The organism is uncultured Olegusella sp., from assembly GCF_947253395.1.
In the GTDB taxonomy this organism is placed as follows: domain Bacteria; phylum Actinomycetota; class Coriobacteriia; order Coriobacteriales; family Atopobiaceae; genus Olegusella.
The window spans coordinates 1-5,800 of sequence record NZ_CAMXYY010000088.1 but is presented as its reverse complement, the minus strand read 5'-3'; the positions used below and the strand labels follow the sequence as shown (position 1 = coordinate 5,800).

Genomic DNA, 5,800 nt, shown 5'->3' with positions numbered 1-5,800 from the left:
TCTTTGGCTAACTTGAGCTCTCTTTCTAAGGGAGATAAAAATTTACTGTTAAAAAACTTGATTCTTTTAAACATTAGTGAACAAAACTATTCAAAAATACACAGCACCTAAATCTTTTGATTTTTGATATCAACATATATGCACACTTTAGCTTGCATTGCCTCCCCTCTTTCATGCCTAAAAAGAAAAGACCCTACAGCTGATACCTCATAAAAAAGCTGCACCGTAAAGCGCAGCTTTAATTCATTATGATTGTGGCGCAGTAAAACTAGCCAACGCACATCAACTCATGACTGATACGACTAAAGGGATGGTAGCCCTGCTCATCTACCAAACCACAATCCTCGATTCGTACACCAAACTTACCCGGCAAGTAGATACCTGGCTCAACAGTAATAACCGAACCAGCGCCAATCACATCAAGACTACGACGATTGAAGTTGGGCTTCTCATGAATCTGAATTCCAACGCCATGACCTAAACCGTGACCAAAATACTCGCCATAACCAGCGTCACTAATAAGCTTGACTGCAAGTTCATGGATATCGCGACCTATAACGCCTGCATGGATAGCACGAGTACAACTTTCGTTTGTCTGGCGTACGATATCGTAAACCTTGCGAGCCTCATCGCTGGGCTTGCCTACACAAACCGTGCGGGTCATATCGGCATGATAATCGTGGTAAGCCGCACCGTAGTCCAGCACAACCATGTCGCCATCCTTGAGCACATAGTCAGAAGGTTGTGCATGAGGATTAGCACCATTAGGGCCTGCAGCAACAATACTCGCAAAAGACAGAGCCTCAGCACCATGAGTTAGCATGTATCCCTCAAGCTCTGCTCGCAGCTCCAGCTCGGTCATACCTGCATGGATATACGTGCAAATATGCTCAAAAGCATCATCGGTAATACGCTGAGCCTCACGAAGCAGCATCAGCTCCTCATCATCTTTGACAACACGCAATTTGGCAGCAATATCCTCGTGCATGCGAGGCAGCGTACAATCTACGCCGCTATGCTTGAGCTCCTCTTGGAGCTCATCAAAAAACCCTAAGGAGATGGAGTCTTCAATGGCTACAGCAAAAACCCCTGACTCAATAATATGGCGGACCACCCATTCTGCAGGGCTTATAACCTCCTGATCAAGCTGCCAAGGACCATCGGTACCCAAACGATTCACAAAGGTACCAAAGTAGCGTGAGTCTGTATGTAGCCACAATCCTTCAGGAGTAACAAAAGCTACATGGGCAATCTCGTCATCAAAAACACGTTCGGCACCCGTCAACCAACGCAGATCTGGATTGTTGCGTAATACCAAGGCATCAAAACTTGATTCACGCATCCATTCCCGCAGGGCAGCAACCCTCTCTGCATACCTATATTCCATCTTTACTCCTCAACCCTATGAACGGCACACCATGCGCTCGCATGCTCTTTTAAAAGATCTTCATCAACATTTGCAAGACGTACGCGACCCAAAGAGCGCGGTAGACCGAGCAAAAAACGCGAACTACGCTCAAATGAGACCGCTTTGAGCGCGGCAATCATCTGATTGGGATCAACTGTCGCCTGTAGCAGGGGAAGTTCAAGTTTTTCTAGCAGCTCATCAACGGCAAGCACATCATCAATGGCAAAATCTGATTGCGCTGCAGCAAGACGTGAAGCAAAGCGCATGGATTCGGCCAGCAGCGTAGACTCAGGAATATGCGCAGGCAGCAAAGTCTTGAGGGCACGGACAAAAATACTGCCATGATCTACAGACTGGCGTACTGCTGCCGAGGTAGCAGACACGAGATTGCCACGCGACTTGAGCGTATCAACAATCTGTAGTGAAAGCGTTGGCAAATCACCTGCAACGATATCATCCGCTCGATCCCAAAGCGTCGAAAAACTTCGCTCGGAATCAGCAAGCGCTGACTGAACCATCAAGGCACGGGTATGCAGTGCAGACTCACAGCTCAGATCTGTGGTGAGAAAGTCAAAGTCAATAAAGGCATGTTTGGCCTTGCCAGGAAAGCGAATAAGCTCTTCTTTGCCAGCAACATCCAAACCAAGAGGTGTAATAAGACCGCTTGTAGCGGCAAAGAGATCACAGGGCACACAGCACAGCTCAGTTGCGCCACACCAGTTTGTGCTCACATAGGCAGCAAGACTCATCAAGGTGGACCTGCCTACCGCACAAATCAAATCATCAGACGTAATGCAGGCCTGGGCAAGGGCTTCTACCAGTGAATTTACTGATGCCATAAAACGCTTGGTATTGGCAGGTAAATCGTAGCGCGCAACAACAAAGCCAGCATCGGTAAGCTCACGGCGCGTCTCCTCAACAAGTTCGGCAGGACTCCCCTCCTCTACAAGCAAAAGGCTTCTGCGCGTAGTGGTAACTGAACCACGCATAACCTCACCCATCGAGACGATAGCAGCTGAGCCTACGCGTACATCACAAGAACCTTTGATCAGAGAAATCCACTGGCGAATAATCTCAGCCCGAGAAGGAAAAGATTTTTCTGAGCTAGCAGAGCCGTCAAGCTCAGACAGCTCCTCGACCACGGTATTCTGCTCGTAGACATCTTGGGTCTTTAGTTCAGAAGTTTCGTTGCTTATCTCGCTCACAATAGCCCCTCTTCCCACAAAAGACTTGCCGCCTCACTCGCAACAGCATCAAAAGACTTAGCTCGAATATCCACTACATAATCGGCAATCGCTTCGTAGAGCGGTCGGCGTCGCCAATACAGAATCTCTGCTTCTTGAGCTGTCCTAAAATCAGGCCGCCTCTCGGGATGCTGAATCTGACGCAATGAATCATCAAAATCACCATCCAGAAAAACGATTGAACCCATTTCTTTCATCAACTGACAGCAGCGTGGTCTCTCGATAATGCCGCCACCACAACTCACTAACAAAGACTTTCTTTGCTTTAGATTTTTGAGCACAGCTTCCTCAGCACAGCGAAAGCTTGCTTCACCATCTTGTTCAAAGATTTCGCAAACTGATTTGCAGAGTTTTCGCTCAACCAAACGGTCGGTATCAACATAGGGACGGTGAAACATCTGCCCGAGATTGCGCGCAATGGTTGACTTTCCCGCGCCGAGAAAACCGATGAAAAAAATATGGTCGCAGCCCTCATGGACAATATAGCCTGCAACTTGTGGTGAGCAACTCACAGCTCCTCGGCCTCACCCTCAAAGTCTTTACCATGCAAAATCAGCGCCTCGAAAAAACGAAAGATGTGAGTGTACCAAAGGTCAGTACGGCACTGAGGGCGCACAAGAATAGTGCGCACGCCAGCAAGATTGCCTGCAACGACATCGGTCATAACTTGGTCGCCAATCATTACAGCTTGCTGCGCCTCCACACCCCCCTTACGAAGAGCTGCCTTAATGGAGCAAGGAAAAGGCTTCATAGCATGATGAATGACATCGCTTTTAAGTTTTGCTGCAGAAGCTTCAACAGCAGCACTATGAATGTTATTTGATACCATGCAGACATACATACCAAGGTCACGCGCATGGTCAAACCACGCCATGATTTCGGGAGGTACGAGCTTGGAATCGCGCGGCACCACGGTGTTATCTCGATCAAACAAAATACACCGAATACCTTGGCTATAGAGCTCATCAAGGTCAAGGTAATCTATGCGCGCAACATAACGATACGGATGAATGACTGCCATCTTGGTTCCCGTCCTAGGAGCTCAGATGCTCGTTGTAGGTTTTGGTATGTTCGGCTTCGGTCTTGGAGAAGTGCTCGCCCTTCTGAGTAATCCAGAAGTACAGATAATCCGTTGACGCAGGCTCTAGCGCTGCTTGAATCGAAGTAAGTGAAGGCGAGCAGATAGGTGTTGCAATAGAAACCCCTTGGTGATCATAGGAGTTGTAGGGACTATCTTGGTGATTTTCCTCGGACTTCTTTATCTCGTGGCCCAACGCATACGCCATCGTGGTATCGCTCTGCAGCGCCATGCCAGTCTTTAGACGATTATAAAAAACCGAAGAGATGTTGGCACGTTGGTCGTCCTTAATGGCTTCCTTCTCAATAATGGAAGCAAGTTTCAAAATCTGATAATCAGATAAGTCGACGTTATAACTACTCTTAAGTTTCTTTTTTGCAGCCTCAAAGTCCTGCTTGGAAAGTTCGTTTACATATTGGTCGAGCATAGTGCGGATAACGGCATCTGCTGATGCGTCTTTGCCATCAAAGTTATAGGTTTTGGGATAGAGATAGCCTTCAAGCGAGTCTTGCTCGGTTGCAGCAGCCTCCTTAAGGAAGGCATAATCGCCTGCATATTTGGAAGCTTTTGCCTGAGCCATAAAATCCTTGGCAGGAATCTTAAGCACAGCTTCAACATAGGCGGCAGTTTGAGCCACAGTCGAACCTTCTGGAATGGTTACGGTGTTAGCAGAAGCATTAGGGCCAGCAATCAATAGATCAATGACATTTTGGTTTTTGCTGCCTGTGATGAAGTTATAGGTACCAGGCTTGAGCTTGGAATCGGCACCCTGTTGTTTTAAAGCATTGGCAAAACTTGCCTGATCGCTGATAACACCGGCATCAAGGAGTTGCTGAATAATCGAAGCCGCACCAGAACCTTCAGGAATGGTAATGCTGACCTGTTTTCCCGCCTCAACCTTAGGAGTCTCGGGCTTAGTGAGGTTTTTTATCCTGGGTAACACAAAGATATAAGCCGCACCAAGAACAAGCGCGACTAGCACAAGACTCATGAGTACGCGTGGCCAACGCGCTTTTTGTGACTGCTGTCTGCCATGAGTACCATTGCCTAGTTGCGCCTGAGCAGCACGAGTGCGCATACCATGATGCCTACGCTTGCTGCCTTTTGCGACATGACGTGTCGCTGCGACACTACGCGACGAAATGGTACCTGTACCCATTATCTTGGCGTCAGAATCATCTAAGGTAGGAAGCTTTGACGACACCTTGGGGTTTTGCTTTGTTGCGAAATGAGAGCCCCTGTTCCGGGCCTCGGAGCTACGATCTGCCATCGACTCGCCCTTTCAGTCCTTCCTGGCATCAAGCCAGGTTTGGAGAAATACCGATGCGGCAACCATATCAACCATTCCTCGCATCTCTTTCTCGCTTCTCCCCTCCTCACGGAGGATACGCTTTGCTTCCTTAGAGGAGAGCCTTTCATCAGCAAATTCCAAGGGAAGACCGCAGCTTTTTGCAATACATTCTGCTTGAGCAGTCAGACGAGCGGCTTGCATGCCATTCTCACCTGCCAAAGTGAGAGGTCGGCCACAGACCAACACCTCGGGCTCATAATCTTCCAATACGCGACGAAACGTCTTTGCATGCCCCAGTACTTCTTGCGCTGGCAGAACTTTGACAGGAAAGGCGAGTGTGCCACTTGCATCGCTTGCTGCAATGCCTACACGCATCTCTCCAATATCCAGTGCCAAAGCTCTCATGTATCCGACCTTTCAGACAAGCCTAACAGCCGTGATGCCGCGAAGCTTGTAAGCACGTTAGCTTTATGACCTAAGCAACTGCTGGGCTTTAGCAAGTGCTGCATCAATACCAGCAATATCTGCACCGCCAGCTTGAGCCATAGCAGCTTTGCCACCACCTCGGCCACCAACCAGACCTGCAATCTCACGGATAAGCTTGCCAGAATCAAAACCAGCATCCACAGCAGAATCACTTGCCGCCGCAAGAAGCGCAACTTTGCCATCGGGAGTAGCCGAGATGAGCACGCAGGCAATTTCAGGCTTGTGAGCGCCGTCACGAATGCTATCCCAAACGGATCTCAAATCACGACCACCCACACCATTAAGCTTGACAA

General features: G+C 48.6%; 7 protein-coding genes. All 7 read right to left on the bottom strand.

The genetic code is table 11. The features are described 5' to 3' along the window. Positions 1-268: 268 nt before the first annotated feature. Positions 269-1,387: a Xaa-Pro peptidase family protein gene (locus Q0X25_RS06790; RefSeq protein ID WP_298580355.1), complete on the bottom strand. Its 1,119-nt coding sequence runs from the start codon at positions 1,385-1,387 to the stop codon at positions 269-271. Positions 1,388-1,389: 2 nt separating this feature from the next. Then, on the bottom strand, positions 1,390-2,613 hold the full coding sequence (locus Q0X25_RS06785) for a 3-dehydroquinate synthase (protein WP_298580352.1): 1,224 nt from the start codon (positions 2,611-2,613) through the stop codon (positions 1,390-1,392). Continuing rightward, on the bottom strand, positions 2,610-3,164 hold the full coding sequence (locus Q0X25_RS06780; RefSeq protein WP_298580349.1) for a shikimate kinase: 555 nt from the start codon (positions 3,162-3,164) through the stop codon (positions 2,610-2,612). Before Q0X25_RS06780 ends, Q0X25_RS06785 begins: the two co-directional genes overlap by 4 nt. Beyond that, positions 3,161-3,673, bottom strand: a complete 513-nt coding sequence (locus Q0X25_RS06775) for a YqeG family HAD IIIA-type phosphatase (protein WP_298580347.1) — start codon at positions 3,671-3,673, stop codon at positions 3,161-3,163. Before Q0X25_RS06775 ends, Q0X25_RS06780 begins: the two co-directional genes overlap by 4 nt. A gap of 13 nt (positions 3,674-3,686) precedes the next feature. Next, positions 3,687-5,000, bottom strand: a complete 1,314-nt coding sequence (gene mltG, locus Q0X25_RS06770) for an endolytic transglycosylase MltG (RefSeq protein ID WP_298580344.1) — start codon at positions 4,998-5,000, stop codon at positions 3,687-3,689. A 12-nt stretch (positions 5,001-5,012) separates the two neighbouring features. Beyond that, the gene (gene ruvX, locus Q0X25_RS06765; RefSeq protein ID WP_298580342.1) at positions 5,013-5,426 is read right to left on the bottom strand and encodes a Holliday junction resolvase RuvX; all 414 of its coding nucleotides are present in this window, start codon (positions 5,424-5,426) and stop codon (positions 5,013-5,015) included. Positions 5,427-5,489: 63 nt separating this feature from the next. Next, a partial coding sequence (locus Q0X25_RS06760) for a DHHA1 domain-containing protein (protein ID WP_298580340.1) occupies positions 5,490-5,800 on the bottom strand: 311 nt, incomplete at its 5' end.